The organism is Streptomyces sp. NBC_00203 (genome assembly GCF_045206325.1).
Classification (GTDB): domain Bacteria; phylum Actinomycetota; class Actinomycetes; order Streptomycetales; family Streptomycetaceae; genus Streptomyces; species Streptomyces lutosisoli.
This window is the reverse complement of sequence record NZ_CP108126.1, coordinates 8,755,800-8,781,064: the sequence shown is the minus strand read 5'-3', so window position 1 is coordinate 8,781,064 and position 25,265 is coordinate 8,755,800. Positions and strand designations below refer to the sequence as shown.

Sequence of the window (25,265 nt, the reverse complement as noted above, 5' to 3'; positions counted from 1 at the left end):
GATATCGTCGATTTCCTGCACCCATGAATTAAATACCCGAAGGGGGACTGGTGAGCACCGGAAACGGGATCCCCTGCGCCACGCAGGCCGACGCACAGCCGGGCGCTGCCACCCGCAGGGGCCGGTCACCGTCGCGCGGTGGCGGCCGGCGCCCGGGCCAGAGCAGCACCAAGGAGCAGATCCTCACGGCCGCGCTCGAACTCTTCGCGGCCAAGGGCTACTCGGGCACCACCATGCGCGGCATCGCCCAGCAGGCGCAGGTCGACCCGGCCCTCATCCACCACTTCTTCAGCAACAAGGAAGGCGTGTTCCAGGACGCGGTCTCGTCCCGGATCGATGTGTCGGCCCTCTTCGACTCCCTGACGGACGACGACGCGGAGCCGGTCCTGGAGCGCCGCGGCGAGCGGGTCGCGCGGACGTTCCTGTCCTTCTGGGAGGACGAGTCGACCCGGCCCGCGCTGATCGCGATCTACCGGACCGGGCTGTCGGACGAGGCCACCTCGAAGACCTTCCGGGACCAGATCGAGGACAGCTTCGCGGACTGCGTCCGGCGGCTCGTGCCCGGGGAGAGCGACCACACCCCCGCGTTCGCCTCACTGGTGTCCGCGCAGCTCGCCGGCCTGGTGATGCTGCGGTACGTCCTGCGGATGGAGCCGCTGGCCTCGCTCGACTTCGAGGAACTCATCGAGTGGTTCGTGCCCGCCCTCGAAGTGCACTTCGACCGGTTGTCCCAGAGCTAGGACAGGCCCTGGCCGCCACCCCGGAGCCGGCCGCCGCTCCGGCGCGGCCGGCTCGGAGCGCGTGTGCGCCAGTACGAAGACGCCGCGCCCCGCCGCGGCCGCCGCGGCGAGTCCCGCCAGCGCGCCGGGGATTCCGGTGGTGTAGCGGTCCCCGAGGACGACGACGCCGATGAGCGCGGCGAACACGGGATTGACGAGGGTGAGAGTGGCAAGCGGGGCCTCCAGGCCGCCCCGGTAGGCGAGTTGACACAGTACAAGGCCCGCCACCGCCAGGCAGATCACCCCGACCATGAGCAGGACGGCCGAGACCGGCAGCCGTAACGCGCCGCCGTCCGTCAGTTTCAGGACCGCGGTCTGGGTCAGCGCCGACGCGGCTCCGAAGGCGACCCCGGCGGCGACCGCGTACCACAGGCTTGTGGTCATCCTGCTGCGGCCGACGGCGGCCGCCACCGTGGAGATCCCGAGCACCACGACGGTCAGTCCGACGACACCCACCGTCTCCGACGGCGCGAGCGTCCGGCTCGACTGCGCGGACCGGGTCAGGAAGAGCAGCCCGGCTACACCAGCCACGGTGTAGGCGATACCGGAGCACTGAGCGGCGGTCGTACGACGCCGCAGCACGGCGGCGGACAACAGGGGCGCTGTCACCAGGGTGAGCACACCGAGCATCTGCACGGCGACGAGCGAGCCGAAGCGCAGCGCCGCCGTGTGCAGCGCCGCACCCAGCAGGTTGAGCAGCAGCGACACCCACCAGGTCGCACCGCGCAGCACCCCTCGGCGCCCCCGCCCACTCGCGGACGAGGCCACCGCTCGCTGGGCCACGGCCGCACCGGCGTACGCCAGGGCCGAGGCCACGCCGAGCGTGAGAACCGGGAACACGGTTCGTCCTTTCACCGCGGGGGGCGCGGGTGTTGGGGGCGTGGAGTCACGGCGGGCGGGCGGCGGCGGGGAGCGCGGGGCACGATCGGGCAACACGGCAACAGGGCCCGCCTGGGCCCAACCAGGCGCAACGGACAGCCGGTGCCGAAAGGAGAGGGAGGACCGGGGCGCCTCCCCCGGCCCCCGGCCCTCGTTCTTCGTCTATTCGTTACTGGTTACGCGCTATTCGCCACTCGTTTGCGGCGCCCGGACGTACGGCCGAGGTCACGCGCCCCCGGGAACGTCCTGGACGTCTTCGGGACGGATCTTCGGCAGGGCGAGGACCAGCAGGCAGGACAGGCCGAAGCAGCCGATCTGCCAGTACACGACCTGCTCGAAGCTGTCACCGAAGTTGGCCTTGCGCGCCTCGGGCACGGCCTTGCCGAGCACCGCGGCCTGTACCTGCGCCTTGGTCTCCGCCGGGACGGGAGCGCTCGCCATCTCCTTCTCGATGCGCGCGCAGCTCGCCGGGGTAGCGGTGAGGTCCTTCTGGTTCATCTTGTCGTGGAAGCAGGTCTGGAAACCGGTGGTGACCTGCGTCTGCTGAGCCTCGGAGAGACCGGCCGCCGCCAGGTCGCCGCGCAGCTGCGGCAGCGCCGTCACACTGGCTCCGTCGGCGTTCGAGCCGAGCAGACCGTAGAACAGGATGCCCGCGACCGCGATGCCGATGGCGATACCTACCTGCTGCGCGGTGGCGAGCATGCCGGACGCCGAACCGGCCTCACGGGAGCGGATGCCGGCCAGGATGATCCCGGTGCACGGAGCGAGGAAGAAGCCACCGCCGAGCCCGGCGACCATCAGCGAGGGAATCAACTGGTAGCCGTGCAGGTCCGATCCGGCCCATTGCAGCGTGCCGATCACCCCGGACATGCCGACCAGCGCCAGCCCGGTGCCGAGCGCGAGCGTCTTGGTGCCGAGCCGCTTGACCACGGCCGCCGAGCGGGCCGAGCCGACCGCGATGAGCAGGGCGAAGCCGAGGCTCACCAGGCCGGCCGAGATCGGGGTGTAGCCGAAGCCGATCTGCAGGCTCATGAAGAAGACCATGAAGAACGACGGGATTCCGGCGAAGAACACCACGCTGATCACGAGCCCGACGGTGAACGACCGCTCCTTGAAGAGCCCGCTCGGCACCAGGGGTGACTTGTCGGCCAGCTTCGACAGCTTGTTCTCGTACACGAAGAACTCGGCGAGCACGAGCGGACTCAGCACGAGGAGCACCAGGCTCCAGCCCGGCCAGTCGTGTTCACGGCCGATGACCAGCGGCAGGATCAGGCTGAAGAGCCCGGCACTCAGGATCACCGCACCGGTGACGTCGAGCCGTCGCGCGCCGTCCGCCGAGGACTCCGGGATCTTGGCCAGGCCGAGCAGCAGGGCGATCAGACCGACCGGCAGGTTGACGTAGAAGATCGCCCGCCAGTCGGTGTCCAGGATGTTCAGCTGGATCAGCCAGCCACCGAGCACCGGCCCGAGCACCGTGCCGAGTCCCACCGAAGCCCCGTACATCGCAAGGGCCTTGGGGCGTTCCTTCGCCGAGAACGTGACCTGGATGATCGACAGCACCTGGGGGAACATCAGGCCGGAGCACATGCCCTGGAGCACCCGGGACGCGATCAGGAAGGTCGAGCTGGGGGCCGCGCCGCACAGCGCCGAGGCGAGCGTGAAGCCCAGCATGCCGATCAGGAAGACCTTGCGGCGACCGTAGATGTCGCCGAGCCGCCCGCCGGTCACCAGCACACAGGCGAAGGCGAGCGAGTAGACCGCCACGACCAGCTGGATCTCGGCGAAGGTCGAGCCGAGGTCGCTCTGCAGCGAGGGCAGGGCGACCATCGTGATGGTGGTGTCCAGCATCTGCATGAAGATGGCGGACAGCGTGACGGCGAGGATCACCCAGCGCGCCGGGTTCGCGAGGGCTCCCGGGCCGGGCGAAGTACCGGGCGGGGCTGCCGCCTTCACGCCCGTGTCAATCGATTCCATGTTTCCTCCTTGGGTCGCCGTCCGCTGACAGCACCCGCGAGTTATTCATTCTCCAATGAAGTCTACGAGCACTGAATTCCATACCGCAAGCTCGATGACCGTGTTCCGGACAGGGCCGCACGGCCCAACGGCTGTACGAACTCGACGTGTTGACGTGCGGCAACACCTGCGGGAAGGTCAGAAGCAGCTGCGCCCCGAGGAGTTCCGGATCAGGTGGGAGCGGCCCGATCGGACGCCTCGGCAACCACGCGCGGCACACGCGGTCACCATCCGCCGAACCGGCGGACGCCAGGGAGCCGTTCAGTGTTCGGGATCGCGAAGGGGTACGCCGATGAGGGCACCGTCAGGCGCCTTGGCGACGGCGAGCACCATGACGACCGATCCTCACCTTGACGACGGTGGCCAGAAGACGACGTTGGGCAGCAGACGACGGGAAGCCAGGGAAGCCGTGGACACCCAGAACGCCGCAGGCACCTGGCCCACCCATCGGGAATCGCCGCGCTCCAAGTAAGCCTCGATCAGGGCAAGTTGCCTAGTTGCCCCACGCGCACCAAACATCAAGCCGCCGCCCCCACAGGCCGCAGTCGTCACGAACAGCGGTCACTCACCCGGATCAGGGCGAGCACCCCCGGCCGGACCGGCGGCAAGAAGCGCGGCCACCGCCGGCGCGAGCGCACGCACCAGTTCGGCGGAGTCACCGTCCTTCGTCAACTCAGGTGGCAGCAAGCCTATGTGACGGGACGTCATGACTCCCACGAGCAGGCTGCTGATCAGTGCAAGCCTGACCTCGTCCGCCCCCGCCACACCCTCCGGGACCAGTGACTGGCTCAACCGCTCCCTGGCCGCGGGCAGATCGAGCGCGGAACGCAGCACGCCGAGGATGCGCCGTCGCTGCACGGGGTCGCCCCAGTCGGTCACCGCATGGCGCAGCAGCCACTCCGCCGCGTCCGGATCCCGCCGCCCGACCGCCTCCCGGAACACCTCGGCCGGCCTGACCGTCTCCGCGACGACGGCGTCGTAGAGCGCTTCCTTGGAGGAGAAGTAGTGTCCGATCAGCGCGGGGTCACAGCCCGCGTCCGCGGCGATGGCGCGCAACGACGCGTTGCGGTAACCGAGTTCGGCGAAGAGATCCGCGGCGGACCGCATGATGGCCTGGCGGCTACCGGGCGTGCCCCTACTTTCGGCCATGGCGGCACTTCCTCTCGATCACGAGTCCCCCGAAGGACGTGCTTCCCGCCCGGCCCCGACACGGGTGTCCACGACGACGGGACAGCGTGACGCCGAGCCCTCACAATAATTCACTCGGCCATGAAGTCTACACACAGTGACTTCTCAGGTCAAAGCTTTCGCGGCATCCGCGAAGACCCTCAACACCCTTGCACCACCAGGCATTTGGCACCGTACCAGCACACGTGAGCGACTTCCGGCGGGCTCACCGATCGGCGCGGCATCGGCCCCTCCCACACAATTCAACGCCCATTGAAATTCCTCTGCGATCCCCCTACGCTCGCAGCGGGCGCCCAACCCTCGTTCAGTGCGACGGCTCTGCGGGTGCATGCCCGCGCACGCGCATTTCCGCCCCAGGGAGAGGCACTTGCAGGTGACGAAACAGACGGATCAGCTCGACCGGGTCATCATCCGTTTCTCGGGTGACTCCGGCGACGGCATGCAACTCACTGGTGATCTGTTCACCTCACAGACGGCGTCCTTCGGGAACGACCTGGCGACGCTGCCCAACTTCCCGGCCGAGATCCGCGCCCCCGCAGGCACTCTGCCGGGCGTGTCCAGCTTCCAGCTGCACTTCGCCGACCACGACATCCTTACGCCCGGCGACGCGCCGAACGTCCTGGTCGCGATGAACCCCGCCGCCTTGAAGGCGAACATCGGCGACGTGCCGCGCGGCGGTGAACTCATCGTCAACACCGACGAGTTCACCAAGCGGGCGATGCAGAAGGTCGGCTACGGGACGAGTCCGCTGGAGGACGGTTCGCTGGACGGCTATCACGTCCATCCCGTCCCTCTGAACACGCTCACCGTGGAGGCGCTCGCCGGCTTCGGGCTGACACGCAAGGACGCGGACCGCTGCAAGAACATGTTCGCGCTGGGTCTGCTGAGCTGGATGTACCACCGCCCGACCGACGGCACGGAGAGGTTCCTGCAAGCCAAGTTCGCGAAGAAGCCGGACATCGCGGCCGCGAACATCGCCGCGTTCCGGGCGGGCTGGAACTTCGGTGAGACCACCGAGGACTTCGCCGTCTCCTACGAGGTCGCGCCCGCGGCGGAGGCGTTCCCCGCCGGGACCTATCGGAACATCTCCGGGAACCTGGCCCTGTCGTACGGACTGATCGCCGCCTCCCAGCAGGCGGATCTGCCCCTCTTCCTCGGCTCGTACCCGATCACGCCGGCCTCCGACATCCTGCACGAGCTCAGCAGGCACAAGAACTTCGGCGTACGCACCTTCCAGGCCGAGGACGAGATCGCGGCCGTGGGCGCTGCCCTCGGTGCGGCCTTCGGCGGCTCGCTGGCGGTCACCACCACCTCCGGCCCCGGCATCCTGCTCAAGGCGGAAACCATCGGTCTCGCGGTGTCGCTCGAACTGCCGCTGGTGATCGTCGACATCCAGCGCGGCGGCCCGTCCACCGGTCTGCCCACCAAGACGGAGCAGGCGGACCTGCTCCAGGCGATGTACGGCCGCAACGGCGAGGCCCCGGTCCCGATCGTGGCCCCCAAGACCTCGGCCGACTGTTTCGACGCGGCTCTCGAAGCGGCCCGCATAGCGGTCACCTACCGCACCCCCGTGTTCCTGCTCTCGGACGGCTACCTCGCCAACGGCAGCGAGCCCTGGCGCATCCCCGACACCGACGAACTCCCGGACCTGCGCGTGCAGTTCGCCCAGGGCCCCAACCACACCCTCGACGACGGCACCGAGGTGTTCTGGCCCTACAAGCGCGACCCGCAGACCCTCGCCCGCCCCTGGGCCATCCCGGGCACACCCGGCCTGGAACACCGCATCGGCGGCATCGAGAAGCAGGACGGCTCCGGCAACATCTCCTACGACCCCGCCAACCACGACTTCATGGTCCGCACCCGCCAGGCCAAGATCGACGGCATCGACGTCCCCGACATCGAGGTCGACGACCCCTCCGGGACCGCCAACACCCTTGTTCTGGGCTGGGGCTCCACCTACGGACCCATCACCGCCGCCGTACGCCGACTGCGCACCGCCGGGGAGAACATCGCGCAGGCCCATCTGCGCCACCTCAACCCCTTCCCCCGGAATCTGGGCACCGTGCTGAAGCTCTATGACCAGGTCGTGATCCCGGAGATGAACCTGGGGCAGCTGGCGAAGCTCATCCGGGCCGCCTATGTGGTCGACGCCCACAGCCACACGCAGATCAACGGCATGCCGTTCAAGGCCGAACAGCTCGCGCAGGCTCTCTCGGAGGTCCTCCATGCCCATTGAGGAACTGTCCCTGGTACCGAGGAGCGAAGTCGCCCTCACCGCCCGGGACTTCAAGTCCGATCAGGAAGTGCGCTGGTGCCCCGGCTGCGGTGACTACGCGATCTTGGCCGCCGTCCAGGGCTTTATGCCCGAGTTGGACCTGGCCAAGGAGAACATCGTCTTCATTTCGGGCATCGGCTGCTCGTCGCGCTTCCCGTACTACATGAACACCTACGGCATGCACTCCATCCACGGCCGCGCACCCGCCATCGCCACCGGACTGGCCTCCAGCCGCCGGGACTTGAGCGTATGGGTCGTCACGGGTGACGGCGACGCGCTGTCCATCGGCGGCAACCACCTCATCCACGCCCTGCGCCGCAACGTCAACCTGAAGATCCTGCTCTTCAACAACCGGATCTACGGCCTCACCAAAGGCCAGTACTCCCCCACCTCCGAAGTCGGCAAGATCACCAAGTCGACACCCATGGGTTCGCTGGACGCGCCCTTCAACCCGGTGTCCCTCGCCATCGGCGCCGGCGCCTCCTTCGTCGCCCGGACCGTCGACTCCGACCGCCAGCACCTCACCGGCGTGCTGCGCGAAGCCGCCGCCCACCGCGGCACGGCACTGGTGGAGATCTACCAGAACTGCAACATCTTCAACGACGGCGCCTTCGAGGCACTCAAGGACAAACAGCAGGCCGAGGAAGCCGTCATCCGCCTCCACCACGGACAGCCGATCCGCTTCGGACCGGACGGCGCGCGTGGCGTCGTACGGGATCAGCGCACCGGCGATCTGAAGGTCGTCACCGTCACGCCGGACAACGAGTCCCAGATCCTGGTCCACGACGCCCACTCCGCGTCCCCGACCACGGCCTTCGCGCTCAGCAGGCTCGCCGACCCCGACACCCTGCACCACACACCGATCGGTGTCTTCCACGACATCGAACGCCCGGCCTACGACGCGCTCATGGCCGCCCAGCTCGACACCGCCGTCGAGCAGAACGGCAAGGGCGATCTCGCCGCCCTCCTGACCGGCAACGACACCTGGACCGTGGAGAGCACTCATGACGTACGTCATCGCGCAGCCCTGCGTTGATCTGAAGGACAAGGCCTGTGTCGACGAATGCCCCGTCGACTGCATCTACGAAGGCCCCCGCAAGATGTACATCAACCCGGACGAGTGCGTGGACTGCGGGGCCTGCGAACCCGTGTGCCCCGTCGAGGCCATCTTCTTCGAGGACGACACCCCTCAGGAGTGGGCGGACTTCCGCAGGGCGGACACCGAGTTCTTCGCCGAACTCGGCTCGCCGGGCGGCGCCTCGGGTCTCGGTCCGGTCGAGCACGACCACCCCGTGGTCGCGGGGGCGCCCGTACCGACGGTGTGACGCCGCCGGCTTCGGCTCGGGGACCGGCGAAGCAGCTCCGCGTGGCGCGGAGATCGTCGGTCCCCTCGGCCCTGTCGTCAAATTCCCGTCTGCCGGTCGACGCCTGGCACGCCCTCCGGGCGGACGACGGGAATTTGACGACAGGGCCTAGACGCAATGCCGTTGCGTTAGCTTGCGGGCGTACGCTGAAGTTCAGTGGTCCCGGGGGTGGTTCGGGTGGCTGCAAGCGTCTCTGAGTTATCGGGTTTAGGCCTGCTGACCTGGGTCTATCCGCCAGGTCTGGTGGATCGGGTGGTGGCTGCCTGTGGTCGTGTGGAGCAACGCAAGCGCCTGCTCCCGGCCCGGCTGGTGGTGTATTTCGTGCTGGGGCTGGCCCTGTTCTCGCCCGCTCCGTATCTGGACGTGATGCGGCATCTGGTCGAGGGACTGCGCGGTCTGCGCCTGCTGGGCACCTGGCATGTCCCGGCGAAGTCGTCGCTGTTTCGGGCCCGGCAGCGGCTGGGCCCGGAACCACTGCGGGTGCTGTTCACCACGACCGCGAAACCGATGGGCACCGAAGCCACCCCGGGCGCCTTCTGGCGCGGACTGCGGCTGCTGGCGGTGGACGGGACCTGCTGGGACGTCGCCGACAGCCCGGCCAATGAGGCTGCCTTCGCACGCCCCGGAAACACCCGCGGCCACGACAAAAGCGCCTTTCCCCAGGTGCGGATGGCCTGCCTGGTGGAGGTCGGCACGCACCTCGTACTGGACGCCGAACTCGCCGGCTGCCGCACCGGGGAAGTGACCTTGGTGAGCCGTCTGCCCCGTTCCTGCGGCCCCGGGCAACTGGTCCTGGCCGACCGCGAGTTCCTCGGTGTGCCGTTGTGGCGGTCCTTCACCGCCACCGGCGCTCAGCTGCTGTGGCGGGTGCCCGCCAACCGGGTCCTGCCCGTCGAGCGGCAGTTGCGGGACGGGTCCTGGCTTTCGCGCATCCACGCCCACACCGATCCGGCCCACACCGACCCGGTCACCGTGCGGGTAATGGCCTACCGGCTGAACGGCACCGGCCATGCTGCCGAGGGCTACCGGCTGGTGACCAGTCTGCTCGACGCCCGCCGCTATCCCGCCCGCCAGCTGGCCGCGCTCTACCAGGAGCGCTGGGAAGTAGAGAGCGTCTTCGCCGAGATCAAGACCCATCAACGCGGAGCCCACGTCGTCCTCAGCAGCAAAACCCCCGACGGCGCCCTGCAGCAGATCTGGGCACACCTGCTGGTCCACCACGCCCTGCGCGAACTGATGGTGAGAACGGCCGCGACCCGGGGCCTGGACCCCGACCGGATTTCCTTCACCGAAACTCTGCGCTCCGCCCGACGCAGTGTGACCGTCACGCCGGGCAGTTTTTCCCCCTGACCTCCTGGTCAGAACGCTCGTCCTGCTCCAGCACGACCTACTCGAACGACTCCTGCCGGCCAGACGCCTGCGCAGCCAGCCCCGCGTCATCAAACGCAAGATGTCCAACTACCGGCTCAAACGGGCCGAACACCACACCTGGCCCCAACCCACCCGAACCGGCACCCGAGCAATCACCATTCAACGACCCCAACCCGCAAACCCGTAACGCAACGGCATTGGGCCTAGACGTCCAGGTCCACCACGACCGGCGCGTGGTCCGAGGCGCCTTTGCCCTTGCGCTCCTCGCGATCCACATAGGAGTCGGTGACCGCCTTCGAGAACGTCTCGTTGCCGTAGACGAGGTCGATGCGCATACCGCGGTTCTTGGGGAAGCAGAGCTGGCGGTAGTCCCAGTATGTGTACGGGTGGTCGTACTTGAGGGGCCGCGGGACCACGTCGGTCAGGCCCGCCTCGCGCAGGTCGGCCAGGGCGGCGCGCTCGGCCGGGGTGACGTGGGTGAGGCCCTCGAAGGCGGCCACGTCGTAGACGTCGTCGTCCGTGGGCGCCACGTTGTAGTCACCCAGCACCGCGAACGGCCGGCTGCCCGTGGCGTCGCCCGCGACCGCCGTCTTGAGGGCGTCGAACCACTGGAGCTTGTACGCGTAGTGGGGGTGGTCCACCTCGCGTCCGTTCGGCACGTACACCGACCAGACGCGGATCGGGCCGCACGTCGCGGAGATGGCGCGGGGCTCCTCGACGCCCTCGTAGCCGGGGTCGCCGGGCAGGCCCTTGACGACGTCCTCCAGGCCTGCGCGGGAGATCACCGCGACGCCGTTCCACCGCCCGGTCGCATGCACCGCCGCCTCATAGCCCAGCTCACGGAGCTGGTCGGTGGGGAACTGCTCGGCTGCGACCTTGGCCTCCTGGAGGCACAGCACGTCCGTGCCGCTGCTCTCCAGCCAGGCCAGCAGCCTTGGGAGGCGGGCGGTGATCGAGTTCACGTTCCAGGTCGCGATGCGCATGACTCACAACCTACCGGGCGGGTACGACAACGGGCCCGGCGGTGGCGCGCGGGTGGTGGATACGGACCGCCGGAACGGCGCCGGCCGACGAGAGGCCGGCGCCGCTGAAGAGGTGACGCTCAGAGCTCGGCCGACGCCCCGGGCGTGAGCCGCAGGTGTTCGGAGCCGCCCAGGGCGCCGATCTGCCGGTCGTAGATCGGCCGGGCGAGGTCCGTGAGCAGGGCGTCGTGGATGTCGTACGCGCGTTGCGGCTTGACCTCGCGGACGTAGTCGATGACCTCGGCGATCTTGCTCCATGGGGCCATGACCGGGAGCAACAGCGTCTCGACCTGGTGGTCGGGGACGGTGAGCGCGTCGCCGGGGTGGAAGACGCTACCGCCGTCGATGAGATAGCCGACATTGGTGATGCGCGGGATGTCCGGGTGGATCACTGCGTGCAGTTCGCCGTGCACCTGGATGTCGAAGCCCGCGGCGCTGAACGTGTCGCCGTGGCCGACCGTGTGCACGCGGCCCGGGAAGGCGGCGGAGATCTTCTCCGCGACCGACTTCAGGGTCCAGATCTCCGCCGCCGGGTTGGACTCCAGGCCCGCCCGCAGCTGTCCCTCGTCGAAGTGGTCGGCGTGCTCGTGCGTCACCAGGAGGACGTCCGCGCCCAGGGCGGCGTCCTCCTCGCTGAAACTGCCGGGGTCGATGACGAGTGTGCGCCCGTCCTTCTCAAGACGGACACAGGCGTGCGACTTCTTCGTGAGCTTCATGGGTCCATCCTGCCTGCCCCTGCCCCGGTCCTGGGGCTCACTCCTGGGGTGTGGTCTCCTCCCGGATGACCTGCTGCGCCACCTTGAAGGCGCTGTTGGCGGCCGGTACGCCGCAGTAGACGGCGGCCTGGAGGAGCACCTCCTTGATCTCCACCGGGGTGAGACCGTTGCGGAGGGCCGCGCGGGTGTGGAAGGCCAGCTCGTCGAGGTGACCGCCGGCGACCAGCGCGGTGAGCGTGACACAGCTGCGCGAGCGCCGGTCGAGTCCGGGCCGGTCCCAGATCTCGCCCCACGCGTACCGGGTGATGAACTCCTGGAAGTCCCCGGAGAACTCGTCCGCCGTCGCCAGCGCCCGGTCGACGTGCGCGTCCCCGAGCACCTCGCGACGGACCTTGATCCCGGCGTCGTAGGGATCGGGGCGGCCCATGCCCATCGGTGCGGGCTGCGCAACGGGCGGGGCGATCTCGGCGAGGGGTGCGACCGGCGGGGGCGCGGCCAGCACCGGCTTCAGCGGCGCCGCGGGGATCGCCATCTGGCCGGTGGTCGAGTCGAAGGCGGGCTGCCAGGCGGTGGAGAAGTGCCGTACGAGAAGGTCCGTAACCGCGGCGGGCTGCTCCACGGGGACCAGGTGCGAGGCTCCGGGCACCACCGCGAGCCGGGCGTCCGGTATCCCGGCGACCAGCGTGCGCGCCTCGGCCGGCCCGGTGACCTGGTCGTCGGAGCCGACGAGGACGAGGGTCGGCACGCCGATCCGGCCGAGTTCGGCGCGTACGTCGAACGCGGCGAGCGCCTCGCAGGCCGCGATGTAGCAGCCGGGGTCGGTGGTGCGCACCATCTGCACGGCCCACTCGGTGATCGCGGGCTGGGCCGCGGCGAACCCTCCCGTGAACCAGCGCTCGGGCGACGTACGCGCGATCGGGTCGAGCCCGTTCGTGCGCACGATCACACCGCGCTGCCGGAACTCGTCGGCCGTACCGAACCGCGGTGAGGCGGCGATCAGCGCGAGCGAGGCGATCCGCTCCGGATGGCGCAGGGCCAGCTCGATCCCGAGGGCCCCGCTGAACGCGCAGCCCGCGTATCCGAACCGCTGCACTCCGAGCCCGTCGAGCGTGGCCAGCAGCCGCCCGGCGAGTTCGCCGACGGAACCCGACGGATACGCGGGCGCTCCGCCGTGTCCCGGCAGGTCGAACCGGAAGACCCGCCAGGTCTTCGCGAGCTCCGGGACCTGCCGGTCCCACATGTGCCATGTGGTACCCAGTGAGGGACCCAAGATCAGGACAGGGGCGTCTTCTGGCCCGTCAAAGCGGTATTGCAGGGTATTCATCGGTGACTCACTCACCCGCCCGACCCTCTCATCTGTCACGACAGCCCCTATGAGCGGGGTCCTGGCTGTAGCTGTTTGACCAGGTGGAAGACCTCCCGGGCCGCGTAGCGTTTGAGGCAGCGGACGATTTCGCGCCGGGTCTTGCCCTCCTTGACGCGGCGCTCGTAGTAGTCCTGGGTGCGCGGGTCGACCCGCAGGCGGGTGAACACGATGCGGTGGAGCGCGGCGTTGGCCTGCCGGTCGCCGCCGCGGTTGAGGCGACGGAACTGCCGGCGTCCCGAGGAGCGCTCGACAGGGCTGACCCCGCACAGCGCGGCGAACGACGCCTCACTGTCCAGCCGTTCCGGGTTGTCCCCCACCGTGATCAGCAACGTGACCGCCGTGTCCGGGCCGATCCCCACCACCTCGAGAAGCTGCGGGGCATGGCATTCCACGAGCCGGGCAAGACGAGCCTCCACGTCCCGGATCTCCTCGGAGAGCTGGCCGATCCGGTGAGCCAGCAGGCCCAGCGTGATCCGGGTGGCCTGCATCACCGGCTCCGCGCCGACCTCCTCGTGACCACGCGCATCGGTGAACTGTGCGCAGGTACGGAAGAGTTCGGCATTGCCCAGTCCGGCCAGTTCCTCCCGCAAGACGGGGTCCGCAGTGACGAGTACGGCCTTGAGCTGGTTGATGGCCTGGGTGCGGGCTTTGACCGCCGACGCCTTCGTGAGTTTGTACATTCTCGCGACCTGCACCGGCCCGTCGCCCGTTTTGGCCCGGGCGCGGGCCCGCCCGCTCAACACGGCTCGCGCCGCATTCTGGGCATCGAGTGGATCCGACTTGCCGCGCCGCCGACGATCCGCCCAGTCCATCCAGTTCACGTCAAACACGTCCACGCCCTGGGCCAGCAGATGGCGGGACAGGGACGCCCCATAGGAGCCGGGTCCCTCCACCCGGGCCCGCCTCACGGCTCCCGACTTCCTGGCCCACTTCAGCAGATCGCGGTACCCCGCCGCGGTGGCCGGGAACTCGTCGGTGGCAAGGACTGCCCCTGTCACGGAGAGCACCGAGGCTGTTCAAACCTGACCGTCGGCCGGGATCTTTCGTCGGCTGGCGCCCACTGACGACAGAGAGTGCGCGCAACAGAGAGACAACAATGACGCGTGAGCTGCTGCAGATCTGCTCGTCAACAGGAACGCGGAACTACGGACCGCGCATCAGCGGATCAAGCTGCTGAAGCAGGAGAACGAGGTCCTGTGCCGGACCGCGACTACCTGTCGCAAGCGCATCTGCCAGGAAAAAGCTCTACCCGCTCGTGAGGGAGCCGGCCGTGGACGGGGTTCCCGTCACGATCACGTGCCGGGAACCCCAGCACGCCAGACGGCCCTCATACCGCTGGCTCGACCGGCCGGTGACCGATGCCGTACTAAAGGAGGCTTACCGCGCGAACGTGTTGTTCGACGCCCATCGTGAGGATCCGGAGTTCGGCTACCGCTTCCTGGCCGATGAAGCCCGCGACGCGAGGTCGGTCATGGCCACCGGACCGCGTGGCGGATCTGCCGGGACAACCGCTGGTGGAGCGTGTTCGGGAAAAGACGCGGCAGGACCAAGAAGGCCGGTCCGCCGGTACACGACGACATGGTCCGCCGTGACTTCACCGCAGATGGCCCGAACCGCCTGTGGCTCGCCGACATCACCGAACACGCCACCGGGAAAGGGAAGTTGTATCTCTATGCGATCAAGGACGTCTTCCGCAGGAGGATCGTCGGTTACTACATCGACGCGCGGATGAAGTCCGGCCTCGCCGTGACGGCCCTGGACAACGCCGTTGCCCGACGTGAGAAGGCCGCCGGGTGCATTCTGCATACCGATCGCGGGCCGCCCAGTTCCGGCCACGGACATTCGTCCGGATGCTCGACGGCCACGGGATGGCCGGATCGACAGGAAGGGTCGGAGAGACAGGCGACAGCGCGGCCATGAAACACGCTGTGCGCGAGGAGGAGATCCCCAGCAACGTCGCCCGTAGCGTCCACACCGGAACTGATGCAGCCCTCTCATGGACAGTCTCCTAGTACTCCAGCCGTAGATCGTGATCTCGATGGTGAGTGGCGCCTCTCCGCCTACCCGAGTTCACCGAGACGGAGGGCGTCCCTTATCTCGCTGAGCTTCGCGGTTGTCGCCGGGGTCCGTTCCTTCGCCTGTTCGCCGAGACGGAGGGCGTCCTCAATCTCGCTGAGCTTCGCGGAGGACAGGACGCCCGCCCGCTCGATCAGGTCGTCCTGGGACACGGTGGTCAGCCACGTGCAGGGGGTAAAGCCCGGGGGCGGGAACGCGAACCGCAGCACGCCTTCAAAGGGCAGTCCTTCCATGGCACCTACTTGCACTTCGACGCCCAGACCGCTGATGTCGACGCCCGCAGGAGTGACGACCTGCATCGCCCGGATCCTGGACGTGTCGTCTGCCGCCAGCAGTACGACCAGCCGCCGCTCGTCGAACTCCACCCACCAGACTTCGCCACGTTGCACATGTCCTCCTGACTCAGGACGGCAGGCGGAACTGCGCGACCCTGACGCGTTGTGGAGACGGGTGCGGCCACCGTTGATCATCGTGAGTTGTGTGGACTGACGAAGAGACGGTGGCCGCGGGTCACAGCATAGAACCCGCCCGTTGGCGGGACGCGTTCGAGGGCCTGATGGGCCGGATCGCGGGGCGCTTCGCCCGGGTCGAACCCCGTCGCAGGGCGGCGCGGTTGGTGCTCGGTCTATTGGCCGACCTGCCGCGCAAGAACTGCTGGACCATCGCCGAGTGGGCCGGCGAGACCACTCCGGACGGCATGCAGCACCTGTTGGGCAGGGCCAAGTGGGATGCCGATCAGGTCCGCGACGATGTGTGCGGCTACGTGGTGGAGCACCTGCACGACGACCGGGCGGTGCTGGTCGTCGACGAGACCGGCGATGTGAAGAAGGGCACTGGCACGGTCGGCGTCCAGCGCCAATACACCGGTACTGCCGGGGCCCGTATTTCAATAAGTGCTCGGCAGAGGGGTGTTGGTGGGAGTCTGAGATATGACCCCGTGTCTGTCAGGCCGCGTTGCCGCTCGTGCTCTGTGGGCCAAGTTCGATCAGATCCTGCCGCACTTCGATGAGCGCCGCCGTCGGTTGTACCTGGCCAGTGAGGCGACGGCCCTCGGCCGCGGCGGGATCGTCCGGGTCGCCGCCGCCTCCGGCACCAGCACTGCAACCATCAGGCGAGGCATGGCCGAGTTGGCCGGTTGCTCCTCACCGACCCTGCGGGTCCGGGCTCCAGGTGCGGGCCGCAAGCGGCTGACAGACACCGACCCTGGTCTGCTGCCCGCGCTGGAGTCGCTGATCGAGCCGCACACCCGAGGCGACCCCGTCTCCCCGTTGCGGTGGACCACGCTGTCGTTACGGGCTCTGGCCTCGACCCTCACCACACAGGGCCACCCGATCAGCGCTTCAACCGTCGGACACCTGCTGCACACCCTGGGCTACAGCCTGCAGGGAACCGCGAAGACAACAGAGGGCATCAGCCATCCGGACCGCGATGCTCAGTTCACCCACCTGAATGCCACCGCCGCCGCGTTCCTCAACGATGCCCAGCCGGTGATCAGCGTCGACACCAAGGCCAAGGAATGGCTCGGCAACCGGGACCGGCCCGGTCGCACCTGGCGGCCGGGCAAGAACGCGATCAAGGTGGACTGCCACACGTTCACCACCAATGACCAGCCGATGGCGATCCCCTACGGGATCTACGACATTGCCAACAACAGCGGATGGGTCAACGTCGGCACCGACCACGACACCGCCGAGTTCGCGGTGGAGTCCATCCGACGCTGGTGGCAACACCGCGGACGGGTGGACCACCCGAATGCCACCCGGCTCCTGATCACCGCCGACTCCGGCGGCTCCAACGACCCCCGCCGCTGGACCTGGAATAGCAACCTTGCCACGTTCGCACGAGAGAGCGGCCTGGAGATCACGGTCTGTCACCTACCGCCGGGGACTTCGAAGTGGAACAAGATAGAGCACCGGATGTTTTGTCACATCACCGCGAACTGGCGGGGGCGGCCGCTGACCAGCTACCAGGTCGTCCTCGAGACCATCGCCGCCACAACAACCAAGACCGGCCTGACCATCGGGGCCGAACTGGACACAGGCAGCTACGACCTCGGCATCAGCGTCACACCCGCCGAGTTCCACGCCCTTCGGATCACACCCAACACCTTCCACGGTGACTGGAACTACACACTGTCTCCCGTCCCACCGCGAGCGCCAGACGCGCCGGCAACGACACACCGGACCGACCCGGCCCTGACCGCGATGCTCACGGATCCGGCCCTGACCGGCATGTCACGAACCGCCTTCGAGTATTTGGTGGCGCTCTCGGAGCCTTTCTGGGACGCCTTGGCCGAGGCAGCATTCCAGCGACGCTTCCACCGCCCGCGCAGCTACCGCCACCCACAGACCAGCAGCGTGGACCACACCCACCGGCTCCTGGCAGCCATCCTCCGCCGCCGCAGAGCGGTGACCATGACGTTCCTGGCCCAACTACTGGGCGTCAACCGCACCAACCTGTCCATCCAGTACCAGGACGCAAAACGGCTCCTGGACATGCACCGGATCCTCGTCACACCGATACCCGGATCACCCGCCCGCACATTGGAACAGCTACACGCCCGAACAACCCCCGCGGAAAGCCGTCGCTGACAGTTATTGAAATACGGGCCCCCGGCCGGATCGAGAACTCCCAAGTCGCCGTCTACCTGGTTTACGCAGGCAAGCGCGGCCACGCCGCAGTGGACCGGGAACTCTACGTTCCGCGCTCCTGGACCTCCGCCCCCGACCGTTGCCGCGCCGTGGGCCTTGCCGAGGAAACCACCTTCGCCACCAAGCCGGAGCTGGCCGCGCGTATGGTCGCCCGGTTCCTGGACGCCGGCCACCAGGCCGCATGGGTTGCCGGCGACGAGGTCTACGGCGGCAACCCGAAGCTGCGAACCGCACTGGAGGAACGCGGCACCGGCTACGTCCTCGCGGTGGCCTGCTCGCACGAAGTCACCACCGGTGCGGGGAAGTTCCGTGCGGACATCTTGGCCAAGAAGGTGCCCAAGCGGGCCTGGCAGAAGCTCTCCGCAGGGGCCGGGGCCAAGGGCCACCGCGTCTACAACTGGGCAGTCATCGACCTCCCCGACCCCCGCCCCGGGAGTCGTCAGCTACTGATCCGCCGTAACCGCAGCACCGGCGAACTCGCCTACTACCGCTGCTACTCGCCCGCGTCCGTGCCGCTGACCGTGCTGGTCAAAGTCGCCGGATCAAGATGGCGGGTGGAGGAGTTCTTCCAGTCGGGCAAGGGCCTGGCCGCACTCGACGAGCACCAGGTCCGCCGCTATACCTCCTGGTCCCGCTGGGTCACCCTCGCCATGCTCGCGCACGCTTTCCTCGCCGTCGTCCGCGCAGACGAGCACACCCGCCCCGCACCCGATGCCCTCATTCCGCTCACCTGCAACGAGATCCAGCGCCTGTTCATCACCCTCGTCGTCCGACCCGTCCACGACACAGCCCACCGGCTCGGTTGGTCGAACTGGCGACGCCGCCACCAGGCCCGATCCCAAGCCAGCCACTACCGACGACAAGCCACTCAGGAATGAAGATCACGAACTACGGCTGGAGTACTAGCAGCGCGCCTCGTCAGCCACCGGCCGCCATCAGCTCAGCAGCGGCCGCTGCTGAGCTGATGGCCCTGGGTGTCTTGTCTGCCCGCTCACATCGGCTTCGCTGCTGTGAAGTTCTAGGCGACATCCGGGGTTCAAGAGTCCCGGTCACCGGTAGGGCTTATCTCCTTGGACTTGGTCGCTGCCCAGCTTGCGAGGAGCTTGAGCCGGTCCTCGTCAGGGGTGCCTGGCTCGGCCGTGTAGATGGTCAGCGAGTGGACCTCGCGTGGAGAAATGGGCAGGTCCAGAGGCTGGTAGACGAGTTCGAGAGGCCTGGCGTCAGGGTGCTGGAACTGTTTGACCCCACCGTGGTGGATTCGCACGTCGTGGTCGGCCCAAAGAGTGCGGAACTCGGCGCTCATCGTGCACAGTTCACCGATCAGTTCGCGCAGCGCTTTGTCGTGCGGGTAGCGCCCCGCCTCGGCACGCAGCAGGGCGACGGTGGCGCCAAGGGCGCCGTCCCAGTCGGCGACGAAGTCGGGTGCCCCGCGGTCGAGGAACCAGTACCGGGCGAAGTTCGGCCGGCCTCGAGCATCGGTGGTCTCGCTGTCGAACAGTGGCGCGAACAGGGCGCGGGCCAGTGCGTTGGCGGCGACGATGTCGAGGCGGCCGTTGGTGACGAGGGCCGCGGACAGTGTCATGGAGTCGAGCAGCCACTGGACGCGGGGCGGCACGTCGACGGCCTTGCGGCGGCGGGGGGTGCGGCTGGACGGCTGGGCTGCCCGGGCCAGGTCGAACAGGTAGGTGCGTTCGTCGTCGTCCAGCTGCAGCGCACCGGCGACCGCGTCGAGGACGTCTTCGGATACTCCGTTGATGTGGCCCTTCTCCAGACGCGTGTACCACTCGGTGCTCACGCCGGCGAGGACGGCGACCTCCTCGCGCCGCAGCCCCGAAACCCGGCGTCGGCCGCTGGTGGGCAGCCCGACCTGCTCCGGTGTGATCTTGGCGCGCCGGGTGGCGAGGAAGTCACGGATGTCGGCGCGGCGGTCGGGGAGGCGTTCCATGCCCTCAACGCTACGGCGCGAGCCGCTGAGGGAGGGGGGTTGAGCTTGTACCCCCTATAAACCCGGCCTCCCGCGCCTGAGGCAGAAGCGGTTTCGTGGGATGCGCCCCCGATTTCGACCCGCTGCGGAGATGAAGCATGACGACGCGAGGAGACACCCTCCACGCCCCCGACGCCCTGCAGGGCACTGACCCTGGGCAGCCGCCCACCCGGCTTCCGCTCGTCGTCCACATCCTGGCACTGGGCACGTTCTTGATGGGCACGACTGAGTTCGTGGTGGCGGGCCTGTTGCCGGAGATTGCCGGTGACGTGCAGATCAGCGTGGCCCAGGCCGGTCTGTTGATCACTGTCTTCGCGGTTGGGATGATCGTCGGTGCGCCGCTGATGGCGATGCTGACGTTGCGGCTTCCCCGGAGGCTGACACTGATCCTGGCGCTGGGGGTCTTCGCGGCCGGGCACGTCATCGTCGCCGTCGGATCCAGCTTCTCGCTGTTGCTGGCCGCGCGGTTCCTGACCGCGTTGGCGACCGGCGCGTTCTGGGCGGTGGCCAACGTAGTAGCCGCCCGTGCTGCAGGCCCCGCCTCGAGTTCCCGCGCCCTGGGCGTCGTGGGCGCCGGCGCGATGCTCGCCAACGTCGTCGGCGTGCCGCTGGGCGCTTTCGCCGGACAGGTCATGGGCTGGCGGGGCCCGTTCTGGGCGCTCGCGGCCCTGGGGGCAGCCGCCATGGTGCTCATCGCCCGCCACGTCGCGCCCGACGAAGTGAGTCACGCGGCGGTGTCGATCCGCTCCGAGCTGTCCGCTCTGCGCTCGGGCCTGATGTGGCTGGTCCTCGCGGCCTGCGCGACCACGACGGGCGGCGTGCTGTCGACGTACTCCTACATTTCGCCGCTGCTGACCGACCGGGCGGGGCTGGCCTCCGGCCTTGTGCCGCTGGTCCTGGTCGGATTCGGCGTCGGTGCCGTGGCGGGTTTTCTCGTGGGCGGCCGCCTGGGAGACCATCGTCCGCACACGACGACCATCGCTGCCGCTGCGACAACCATGATCCTGCTCCTGGCGCTGTGCCTGCTGTCCCGGTCCGCCGCGCCCACAATCGTACTGGTCGCCCTGCTGGGGCTGTTCGGACTCGGCGCCAACCCGGTACTGATCTCCCTCGGCGTCCGCTTCGCAGGCCGGGCCCCCACTCTGGGCTCCGCCCTCACCGTCTCGGCATTCAATCTCGGCACGGCCGTCGGCTCCTGGTTCGCGGGCCTCGCTCTGGAGTCACCCCTGCGGGCCACCGGTCCCGCCGCCGTCGGCGCCGCCATCGGGGCTCTCACACTGATCCCCACGATCGCCATCGCACTCACCCAGCGCCGTCGCTCGGCGGTGATGATGCCGGACCCGGGACCGGACACTTCGGCCCTTTGAGCGGGCTCGACCGCATGAGCCCTCCAAACCGAGGAAGTCGCGGCAGCGCCGTGCCTTCCTGAACACGAACCGGTGCCTTCAGGCGCCCGCACGATGAAAGCAAGGAGATCCACGATGCGTGGAGTAGTGATGTACACCGCCGGCGACGTCCGTGTGGAGGAGCGCGAGGATCCGAAGATCATCGAGCCCACCGACGCGATCGTGAAGCTGACCGCGACGTGCATCTGCGGCTCGGACCTGTGGCCGTACCGTGGTATCGAACCCGTCGACCACACGCTCATGGGCCACGAGTACGTGGGCGTGGTTGAGGAGGTCGGCGCGGAGGTGAAGACCGTCAAGCCCGGGGACTTCGTGGTCGGGTCGTTCGTCATCTCCGACAACACCTGCGAGATCTGTCAGGCCGGGTTCCAGTCCAAGTGTGTGCACGCCGAGTTCGTCCACGCGGGCATCGGCACCCAGGCCGAGAAGGCCCGCATCCCGCTGGCCGACGGCACCCTGGTGGCCACGCCCGGACAACCCGACCCGGAGCTGATCCCCGCCCTGCTGGCCGCCTCCGACGTGCTGGGCACCGGCTGGTACGCGGCCGTCGCCGCCGAGGCCGGGCCCGGCAAGACCGTCGCGGTCGTCGGCGACGGCGCGGTCGGCCTGATGGCAGTCCTGGCCGCCAAACAGCTCGGCGCGGAGCGGATCATCGCCATGTCCCGCCACCCGGAGCGGCAGAAGCTGGCCCGCTACTACGGCGCGACCGACATCGTGGAGGAGCGCGGCGAGGAAGGCATCGCCAAGATCAGGGAACTCACCGGCGGCCTCGGCGCCCACTCGGTCGTCGAGGCGGTCGGCACGCAGGAATCGTTCATGCAGGCCGTCGGCGCCACCCGCGGCGGCGGCCACCTGGGCTACGTGGGCGTCAACTACGACGTCCAGATTCCCGGCATCCAGCTGTTCTTCGCCGGTATCCACACCCTCGGTGGCCCCGCCCCCGTGCGCCGCTTCCTCCCTGAGCTGATCCAGCTCATCTGGGACAAGAAGATCGACCCCGGCAAGGTCTTCGACCTCACCCTCCCCCTGGAGCAGGCTCCGGAGGGCTACAAGGCGATGGACGAGCGTCGCGCGACGAAGGTCCTGCTTACCCTCTGAGTACCGGGCCGACAGCCCCGCTCTCGCCCTCCCACCACCTAAAGGACGGAGAAGCCGACCACATGGTCCTGATCTTGGTAACGGGAGCCTCCAGCGGGCTCGGCTATACGACGGCGACCGCGCTGGCCGAGGAGGGGCACGACGTGGTCGTCCACGCCCGCACCCCGGCACGCGTCACCGCGCCGGCGGGAGGGGGTCGGTGGGCGGGCGTGGTGACCGGGGATCTGGCCGAGACCGGCGAGGTCCCCGGCCTCGTTCGTCAGACCGCCGCGTTCGGCCGCTTCGACACGGTCATCCACAACGCCGGCACCATGCACACCCCCGAAGCGGCCACCGTCAACGTGATCGCGCCCTACCTACTGACGGCCCTGATGGACAAGCCGTCCCGACTCATCTACCTGAGCAGCTCCATGCATCGGGGCGGTTCCACCAGCCTTGCGCGGTTGGCGGACGGCACGGCCTCCTACAGCGACAGCAAGCTGTGGGTGACCACCTTGGCCATGGCTGTCGCCGACCGGTGGGAGAAGACAGCCGCCCAGGCCGTCGATCCGGGTTGGGTGCCCACCCGGATGGGCGGCCCCGGCGCGACCGACGACCTCGCCGCCGGCCACCAGACCCAGGTCTGGCTGGCCACCCACGACGACATCACGCCGCCCACCGGCGGCTACTGGTACCACCAGCGCACCCAGGACCCGCACCCCGCCGCGCGCGAGCCCAAGTTCCAGGACCGGCTCCTGCACGCCCTGGAAGAGCGCACAGGGGTTCGGCTCGACTGACCGCCGACCGGGGGTCAGTGCCCCTTTCCGGTTTCGGTTGAGGTGGGGCCCAGGCTGGCGCGGCGCATGGCCTGATACAGGGCGGCGTCCTCCGGCGGGTCTGGCAGCGGGCCGCGGGCGGGCGCTTTGAAGGACTGGATCATCCACGCGACCGGGCGGCGCCAGGCATCGGGCGCGTCCTCACCGGTGGCGCTCAGGACGCCGGCGTTGGCCATCAGCAGCAGGACCAGGTCCCGGCTGGTGAAGTCCTCACGCAGGTCTCCGCTGTCCTTGGCGCGGGCGATGAGCTCCAGGAAGCCCTGGTACGCCTCGGCGCGACACGCCTCCAGGGCCTCGGCCCCGGGCAGACTCATCGTCAGGACATCGGCGAAGCCGCGGTCGGCCGCCTGCATCGCGCAGACCGTCTCGATGTAGCCGCTGAAGCCGCGCCACGGGTCGGGCTCGGCCAGTGCCTCGGCGGTGGCTCGCACATAGGCGTCCATCCGGTCCGCGAAGACAGCCGCGACCAGTTCCTCCTTGGTGGGGAAGCGGCGGAATATCGTGGCGATCCCCACCCCGGCCTCCCGTGCGACCGAGGCCATCGACGCGCTCAGCCCGTCGCGGCCGAACACCGTGCGCGCCGCAGCGATGATCCGCGCCCGATTGCGCTCCGCGTCACTGCGCAGCGGCTGAGCGGCGGGGCCGGCCGTGCTGCCGGTGCCGCCAGTGTGCTGGTCCCGAGGGGTCATGCCGACCACCATAGCAAACCGGAAAGCCCTATCCGATTCCCGTGCTACGCTCGACCAGCGAACCGGATAGGGCTTTCCGGATCAGAAAGTGGATAGCCCTATCCACCCCACTCCATGGAAGGCTTCCCATGCCCACCATCGCCATCGTCGGCGCCGGCCCCCAGCTGGGCCTCGCCATCGCCCGCACCTTCGGCTCCCACGGCCACAGCGTCGCCCTGGTCTCCCGCAACCGCGCCAAGCTCGACGGCCTCGTCGCCCAACTGGCCGCTGACGGCATCACCGCCGCCGCCTTCCCCGCCGACGTCCTCGACCGCGACGCGCTCACCGCGGCGCTGCGCGATGCCTCCACGCATTTCGGCGGCATCGACGTGCTGGAGTACTCCCCGGTCGGCGGATTCGACTCGACCGTCCTGACCCTGCCCAGTGCAACCGCACCCGCGGACGTGCAGCACGAGATGGACTTCCAGCTCTACGGGGCCATCGCCGCCACCCATGCGGTGCTGCCCGCGATGCGCCATGCCAGCGCCGGCACCCTGCTGTTCACCACCGGCGCCGGATCCATCGACCCGGTGCCTCAAGTCGGCAACGTCAATGCCGCCGCCGCGGCCCTGCGCAACTGGGCCGTCAACCTGCACAAGGAGCTGGCCGACAGCGGCATCCAGGCCGCCCACGTCGGCATCGACGTGTCCATCGGCATGTCGGTCGTCCCCGGCTTCCCGACAGCCCAGCCCGAGGAGATCTCCCCGGTCTACTGGGAACTGCACACCACCCACCGCGACAAGGGCGAACGCGTCTTCAGCCGCTGACACCACACCCCGCCAGCTCGAGTTCTAGTGGTCGTCGCAACACCCCAGCTCAAGGGGTGCGATGGACTTCGAGGTCCGCAAGGTCCGCAAGGCTCAGGGGCCCGAGAGGCTGCAGCGTGAGCGGGAGGAATACTTCCGCCTCATGCAGTTGGGGTACTCGAACAAGGAAGCCTGCCAGGTCGTAGGGATCAACCTGAGGACCGGCCGTGAATGGCGGAACGGCAGGACGAGTCCCAACCGGACCGTGGCGCCCGCGCTATCCCCGCGGACGCCACGGTCCACCTCGTCGCGGTACCTGCGCGAGGACGAGCGCATACACATAGCCGACCGGCTGCAGGAGAAGGCCCCCATCCGGGCCATCGCAGCCGAGCTGGGCCGCAGCCCGTCGACCATCAGCCGGGAGATCCGCCGCAACCGCACCGTCGGCCCCCGTGGCCAGTGGCACTACCGGCCGCACGCCGCACAGGCCCGCGCCGATGCCCGGCGGTGGAGCCCCGAGCAGATCTGTCACGCTCTGCACAGAAAGTTCCCCGACCGGTCGGAGATGCACGTGACCCACGAGACGGTCTACCAGGCTCTCTACGTCCAGGGCCGGGGCGAAACTCCGTCGCGAACTTGCCAAGGCCCTGCGGACCGGACGCGCCCGCTCTCCTTGGTGGGGCGTTACTCTCACGACTACTATTGACACTCCGTCACCTTAGCCTCGCGCTTTCATGAAGCGTGCTGTCCGGCAGGTGATCAGGCAAGCAGAAAGTGCCTCTGACCAG

At 68.7% G+C, this 25,265-nt stretch carries 20 protein-coding genes and 4 pseudogenes; 14 read left to right on the top strand and 10 right to left on the bottom strand.

Translation table 11 applies throughout. The annotated features are described in order from the left end of the window. Positions 1 to 50 precede the first annotated feature (50 nt). Positions 51 to 740 carry a TetR family transcriptional regulator gene (locus tag OG975_RS39025; RefSeq protein WP_406334209.1) on the top strand — a complete coding sequence of 230 codons (690 nt, stop codon included), beginning with the start codon at positions 51 to 53 and terminating at the stop codon, positions 738 to 740. 102 nt (positions 741 to 842) lie between these two features. Here the strand turns inward: OG975_RS39025 and OG975_RS39020 are convergent. The 3 genes and pseudogenes from OG975_RS39020 to OG975_RS39010 form a co-directional block, all read right to left on the bottom strand. Continuing rightward, a pseudogene (locus tag OG975_RS39020) lies at positions 843 to 1,511 on the bottom strand (DMT family transporter); the annotation flags it as partial. Between the two features lie 372 nt (positions 1,512 to 1,883). Continuing rightward, complete coding sequence (locus OG975_RS39015; RefSeq protein ID WP_406334208.1) at positions 1,884 to 3,632, bottom strand: MFS transporter; 1,749 nt, start codon at positions 3,630 to 3,632, stop codon at positions 1,884 to 1,886. Positions 3,633 to 4,232: 600 nt separating this feature from the next. Continuing rightward, positions 4,233 to 4,820: a TetR/AcrR family transcriptional regulator gene (locus OG975_RS39010; RefSeq protein WP_406334207.1), complete on the bottom strand. Its 588-nt coding sequence runs from the start codon at positions 4,818 to 4,820 to the stop codon at positions 4,233 to 4,235. A 412-nt stretch (positions 4,821 to 5,232) separates the two neighbouring features. On the opposite strand from OG975_RS39010, the gene OG975_RS39005 reads away from it, so the two are divergent. The 4 genes from OG975_RS39005 to OG975_RS38990 all read left to right on the top strand — a co-directional run bounded on the left by OG975_RS39005 (position 5,233) and on the right by OG975_RS38990 (position 9,848). After that, positions 5,233 to 7,095, top strand: coding sequence for a 2-oxoacid:acceptor oxidoreductase subunit alpha (locus tag OG975_RS39005; RefSeq protein ID WP_406334205.1), 1,863 nt, complete (start codon positions 5,233 to 5,235; stop codon positions 7,093 to 7,095). Further along, a complete protein-coding gene (locus OG975_RS39000; RefSeq protein ID WP_406334204.1) occupies positions 7,085 to 8,170 on the top strand; it encodes a 2-oxoacid:ferredoxin oxidoreductase subunit beta in 1,086 nt (361 codons plus the stop codon). Before OG975_RS39005 ends, OG975_RS39000 begins: the two co-directional genes overlap by 11 nt. Continuing rightward, positions 8,139 to 8,459 (top strand): ferredoxin, encoded by a 321-nt coding sequence (gene fdxA, locus OG975_RS38995; protein WP_406334203.1) that lies wholly within the window; start codon positions 8,139 to 8,141, stop codon positions 8,457 to 8,459. Before OG975_RS39000 ends, fdxA begins: the two co-directional genes overlap by 32 nt. Positions 8,460 to 8,654: 195 nt before the next feature. Further along, the gene (locus OG975_RS38990) at positions 8,655 to 9,848 is read left to right on the top strand and encodes an IS4 family transposase (RefSeq protein ID WP_405873019.1); all 1,194 of its coding nucleotides are present in this window, start codon (positions 8,655 to 8,657) and stop codon (positions 9,846 to 9,848) included. 224 nt (positions 9,849 to 10,072) lie between these two features. On the opposite strand, the gene OG975_RS38985 is transcribed toward OG975_RS38990, so the two are convergent. The 4 genes from OG975_RS38985 to OG975_RS38970 all read right to left on the bottom strand — a co-directional run bounded on the left by OG975_RS38985 (position 10,073) and on the right by OG975_RS38970 (position 13,980). Next, the gene (locus OG975_RS38985; RefSeq protein WP_406334201.1) at positions 10,073 to 10,852 is read right to left on the bottom strand and encodes an exodeoxyribonuclease III; all 780 of its coding nucleotides are present in this window, start codon (positions 10,850 to 10,852) and stop codon (positions 10,073 to 10,075) included. A 119-nt stretch (positions 10,853 to 10,971) separates the two neighbouring features. Further along, the gene (locus OG975_RS38980; RefSeq protein ID WP_406334200.1) at positions 10,972 to 11,607 is read right to left on the bottom strand and encodes an MBL fold metallo-hydrolase; all 636 of its coding nucleotides are present in this window, start codon (positions 11,605 to 11,607) and stop codon (positions 10,972 to 10,974) included. 37 nt (positions 11,608 to 11,644) lie between these two features. Beyond that, positions 11,645 to 12,931, bottom strand: a complete 1,287-nt coding sequence (gene pcaC / locus OG975_RS38975) for a 4-carboxymuconolactone decarboxylase (protein WP_406334198.1) — start codon at positions 12,929 to 12,931, stop codon at positions 11,645 to 11,647. 47 nt (positions 12,932 to 12,978) lie between these two features. Further along, positions 12,979 to 13,980 carry an IS110 family transposase gene (locus OG975_RS38970; RefSeq protein WP_406334197.1) on the bottom strand — a complete coding sequence of 334 codons (1,002 nt, stop codon included), beginning with the start codon at positions 13,978 to 13,980 and terminating at the stop codon, positions 12,979 to 12,981. 514 nt (positions 13,981 to 14,494) lie between these two features. On the opposite strand from OG975_RS38970, the gene OG975_RS38965 reads away from it, so the two are divergent. Then, entirely contained in the window at positions 14,495 to 14,893 is a 399-nt protein-coding gene (locus tag OG975_RS38965; protein WP_406334195.1) for a DDE-type integrase/transposase/recombinase, read from the top strand. 140 nt (positions 14,894 to 15,033) lie between these two features. On the opposite strand, the gene OG975_RS38960 is transcribed toward OG975_RS38965, so the two are convergent. Continuing rightward, positions 15,034 to 15,438, bottom strand: coding sequence for a type II toxin-antitoxin system PemK/MazF family toxin (locus tag OG975_RS38960; RefSeq protein WP_406334194.1), 405 nt, complete (start codon positions 15,436 to 15,438; stop codon positions 15,034 to 15,036). Positions 15,439 to 15,605: 167 nt separating this feature from the next. Here OG975_RS38960 and OG975_RS38955 point away from each other — a divergent pair, with 167 nt between their 5' ends. From OG975_RS38955 to OG975_RS38945, 3 genes and pseudogenes are all read left to right on the top strand, one after another. Next, positions 15,606 to 16,058: a transposase gene (locus OG975_RS38955; RefSeq protein ID WP_406336671.1), complete on the top strand. Its 453-nt coding sequence runs from the start codon at positions 15,606 to 15,608 to the stop codon at positions 16,056 to 16,058. Further along, positions 15,979 to 17,660: pseudogene (locus tag OG975_RS38950) on the top strand (ISAzo13 family transposase); the annotation flags it as partial. The gene OG975_RS38955 and the pseudogene OG975_RS38950, both read left to right, overlap by 80 nt. A 3-nt stretch (positions 17,661 to 17,663) precedes the next feature. Further along, positions 17,664 to 18,578: pseudogene (locus tag OG975_RS38945) on the top strand (IS701 family transposase); the annotation flags it as partial. Between the two features lie 158 nt (positions 18,579 to 18,736). Here OG975_RS38945 and OG975_RS38940 read toward each other — a convergent pair. After that, entirely contained in the window at positions 18,737 to 19,645 is a 909-nt protein-coding gene (locus OG975_RS38940; RefSeq protein ID WP_406334193.1) for a helix-turn-helix domain-containing protein, read from the bottom strand. Between the two features lie 137 nt (positions 19,646 to 19,782). On the opposite strand from OG975_RS38940, the gene OG975_RS38935 reads away from it, so the two are divergent. From OG975_RS38935 to OG975_RS38925, 3 genes are all read left to right on the top strand, one after another. Next, on the top strand, positions 19,783 to 21,051 hold the full coding sequence (locus OG975_RS38935; protein ID WP_406334191.1) for an MFS transporter: 1,269 nt from the start codon (positions 19,783 to 19,785) through the stop codon (positions 21,049 to 21,051). A gap of 114 nt (positions 21,052 to 21,165) precedes the next feature. Next, on the top strand, positions 21,166 to 22,188 hold the full coding sequence (locus OG975_RS38930) for a zinc-dependent alcohol dehydrogenase family protein (protein WP_186003150.1): 1,023 nt from the start codon (positions 21,166 to 21,168) through the stop codon (positions 22,186 to 22,188). Positions 22,189 to 22,250: 62 nt separating this feature from the next. After that, positions 22,251 to 22,964 (top strand): SDR family NAD(P)-dependent oxidoreductase, encoded by a 714-nt coding sequence (locus OG975_RS38925; protein ID WP_143628778.1) that lies wholly within the window; start codon positions 22,251 to 22,253, stop codon positions 22,962 to 22,964. Between the two features lie 14 nt (positions 22,965 to 22,978). Here OG975_RS38925 and OG975_RS38920 read toward each other — a convergent pair whose 3' ends face one another. Continuing rightward, on the bottom strand, positions 22,979 to 23,692 hold the full coding sequence (locus OG975_RS38920) for a TetR/AcrR family transcriptional regulator (protein ID WP_385385187.1): 714 nt from the start codon (positions 23,690 to 23,692) through the stop codon (positions 22,979 to 22,981). A gap of 128 nt (positions 23,693 to 23,820) precedes the next feature. Between OG975_RS38920 and OG975_RS38915 the strand changes: the two genes are divergently transcribed. After that, positions 23,821 to 24,498, top strand: a complete 678-nt coding sequence (locus OG975_RS38915; RefSeq protein ID WP_406334189.1) for an SDR family NAD(P)-dependent oxidoreductase — start codon at positions 23,821 to 23,823, stop codon at positions 24,496 to 24,498. Between the two features lie 61 nt (positions 24,499 to 24,559). Then, a pseudogene (locus OG975_RS38910) lies at positions 24,560 to 25,145 on the top strand (transposase); the annotation flags it as partial. Between the last annotated feature and the right edge of the window lie 120 nt (positions 25,146 to 25,265).

Bases quoted from the DNA above. Each gene is read 5' to 3' on its own strand.
- OG975_RS39015 (WP_406334208.1), bottom strand. From the start codon at position 3,632: ATGGAATCGATTGACACGGGCGTGAAGGCGGCAGCCCCGCCCGGTACT.
- OG975_RS39010 (WP_406334207.1), bottom strand. From the start codon at position 4,820: ATGGCCGAAAGTAGGGGCACGCCCGGTAGCCGCCAGGCCATCATGCGG.
- OG975_RS39000 (WP_406334204.1), top strand. From the start codon at position 7,085: ATGCCCATTGAGGAACTGTCCCTGGTACCGAGGAGCGAAGTCGCCCTC.
- fdxA (WP_406334203.1), top strand. From the start codon at position 8,139: ATGACGTACGTCATCGCGCAGCCCTGCGTTGATCTGAAGGACAAGGCC.
- OG975_RS38985 (WP_406334201.1), bottom strand. From the start codon at position 10,852: ATGCGCATCGCGACCTGGAACGTGAACTCGATCACCGCCCGCCTCCCA.
- OG975_RS38980 (WP_406334200.1), bottom strand. From the start codon at position 11,607: ATGAAGCTCACGAAGAAGTCGCACGCCTGTGTCCGTCTTGAGAAGGAC.
- pcaC (WP_406334198.1), bottom strand. From the start codon at position 12,931: ATGAATACCCTGCAATACCGCTTTGACGGGCCAGAAGACGCCCCTGTC.
- OG975_RS38955 (WP_406336671.1), top strand. From the start codon at position 15,606: ATGGGCCGGATCGCGGGGCGCTTCGCCCGGGTCGAACCCCGTCGCAGG.
- OG975_RS38940 (WP_406334193.1), bottom strand. From the start codon at position 19,645: ATGGAACGCCTCCCCGACCGCCGCGCCGACATCCGTGACTTCCTCGCC.
- OG975_RS38935 (WP_406334191.1), top strand. From the start codon at position 19,783: ATGACGACGCGAGGAGACACCCTCCACGCCCCCGACGCCCTGCAGGGC.
- OG975_RS38930 (WP_186003150.1), top strand. From the start codon at position 21,166: ATGCGTGGAGTAGTGATGTACACCGCCGGCGACGTCCGTGTGGAGGAG.
- OG975_RS38925 (WP_143628778.1), top strand. From the start codon at position 22,251: ATGGTCCTGATCTTGGTAACGGGAGCCTCCAGCGGGCTCGGCTATACG.
- OG975_RS38920 (WP_385385187.1), bottom strand. From the start codon at position 23,692: ATGACCCCTCGGGACCAGCACACTGGCGGCACCGGCAGCACGGCCGGC.
- OG975_RS38915 (WP_406334189.1), top strand. From the start codon at position 23,821: ATGCCCACCATCGCCATCGTCGGCGCCGGCCCCCAGCTGGGCCTCGCC.